The 1,699-nt window shown below is 63.7% G+C and carries 4 protein-coding genes; 2 read left to right on the forward strand and 2 right to left on the reverse strand.

The window, feature by feature from the left end; genetic code table 11:
• Positions 1-237, reverse strand: a 237-nt coding sequence (locus AB0D31_RS34670) for a rodlin (protein ID WP_362730906.1), incomplete at its 3' end; no start/stop codon positions are given.
• 159 nt (positions 238-396) lie between these two features.
• On the opposite strand from AB0D31_RS34670, the gene AB0D31_RS34675 reads away from it, so the two are divergent.
• A complete protein-coding gene (locus tag AB0D31_RS34675) occupies positions 397-591 on the forward strand; it encodes a hypothetical protein (protein ID WP_362730909.1) in 195 nt (64 codons plus the stop codon).
• Between the two features lie 139 nt (positions 592-730).
• On the opposite strand, the gene AB0D31_RS34680 is transcribed toward AB0D31_RS34675, so the two are convergent.
• On the reverse strand, positions 731-1,141 hold the full coding sequence (locus AB0D31_RS34680; RefSeq protein ID WP_362730912.1) for a rodlin: 411 nt from the start codon (positions 1,139-1,141) through the stop codon (positions 731-733).
• A gap of 318 nt (positions 1,142-1,459) precedes the next feature.
• On the opposite strand from AB0D31_RS34680, the gene AB0D31_RS34685 reads away from it, so the two are divergent.
• Positions 1,460-1,699, forward strand: a 240-nt coding sequence (locus AB0D31_RS34685; protein WP_362730915.1) for a rodlin, incomplete at its 3' end; no start/stop codon positions are given.

Raw genomic sequence — 1,699 nt, forward strand, 5'->3', positions numbered from 1 at the left:
GATGTCGGCCTTTGCCGGCAGGCCGACACACAGCTTGTTCAGGGAGCCCTGGACCAGGGTCATCTGGGGGCTCATGTCGCCGTCGGTCTTCGAGTTGCCGAAGGCCTGCTCGGCACCGTTGCCGCTGAGCGACGTCGTACCGCTGTCGTTGCCGATGGCCATCGCCTGCGGCGCGGCCATCATCGCGACACCGGAAACGGCTGCGGCGACGGCTGCGGCCGACCACAACTTCTGCATGTCTACTCCTGTTGGTCTGATTCCACTGACGGGGATCTGTGAAGAGAAACGGTAAGAATCTCTTTTGGTTGCGCCCTGTCCCCCGGACAGAGCATTGCGGAATCGACTCCGCCCGGCCGTGGTAATGAGGAAGTGACCACGGACCGATGGTGAGGAAACATGACTGAGACGCAGGGCGCCTGGCGCCGGCAGACTTTCATCCCGATCACCCGTCGACGATTCGAGAGCGAGGCGGAATCCGAACCCTTCTACGCGGACCTGGTGCGTTCCTGGGCCGCGGAAAGGCGTACGGTGCCGGGCCGGCCCGATTGGGAATGGAATGCGCTTGTCAACGGTTTCCACTGGCCGGACTGAAGAGGCGCGACGTCACGCGTGAGGTGACGGGCGCGAAAAAGCCGGATCGTCGGAGTGCGCCGGCGATCCGGCCAGGACATCAGGGCGTCGGACCCCCGAAGGGATTGACAGCGGCCCGGCCGTCCTGAAATCGCTGAGTTCAGCTGTGCGAGGCGCCGTTGCCGGAGAGGACCGGGATGTTGCTCAGGATGTGCGACAGCGCCTCGTCGCCCTTGGCCTGGGTGGAGTTCTCGGTGCACTGCTGGGTCTGCGGCGAGGACAGGATCGGGATGTCCTGGATTCCGACGTTCACCAGGGCGAGGATGTTCTGGATGTTGGCCTTGGCCGGCAGGGCGATGCAGGGCTTGTTGAACGACCCCTGGATCAGCGCGATCTGCGGGCTCATGTTGCCGTACGTGGCGGAGTTCCCGTACGACTGCAACGCGTTGTTGCCGCTGACCGTCGTGGTCCCGCTGTCGTTGCCGATCGCCATCGCCTGCGGCGCCATCGCCGCGGACGCGCCAATCACGGACACGCCGACGGCTGCTGCCGCCATAGCCTTCTTGATCACGCTGGTCCCTTTCTGGTGGATGCCCCAGACGGAGCCTCCTGCCCAACAGCCCACACGGCGAATCGGTTTCTTCCCTTCACTCTTTCGGCCGTACGAAAATAGGGCCGAACACGTCTCCGTGCCTTTGTGGGTTGGGATTATATGGAGATCTGATGGGGGTGTATCCGGCGTAGTGTCCGGTGTTCTCCGTCCCTCTTGAGAACCGTTCGGGTGATGTGGCGGAACCAAACCAGTTCGGCGAAGTTGACCAGGCAGTAGTACGGCGCAGTGGATAGGGGCGCGGTACTGCACGTGCTCTCCACCAAGAAAAGGAAGACCATGCTCAAGAAGGTTATGGCCGCGTCCGCTGCAGCCGTTTCGATTGTCGGCGCCTCCGCCATGCTGGCCCCCCAGGCCATGGCCATCGGCAACGACACCGGTACGACGTCGCTCAGCGGCAACGGTGCGAAGCAGGCCTTCGGCAACTCGAAGACCGATGGCGACATGAGCCCGCAGCTGTCGCTGGTCCAGGGCTCCCTGAACAAGCCGTGCATCGGCCTCCCGCTCAAGGCCGACGTG

The organism is Streptomyces sp. NPDC048361 (assembly GCF_040651795.1).
Classification (GTDB): domain Bacteria; phylum Actinomycetota; class Actinomycetes; order Streptomycetales; family Streptomycetaceae; genus Streptomyces.

What these genes read in the sequence shown, in the direction of transcription:
- AB0D31_RS34675 (WP_362730909.1), top strand. Translation starts at nt 397, where the DNA reads ATGACTGAGACGCAGGGCGCCTGGCGCCGGCAGACTTTCATCCCGATC.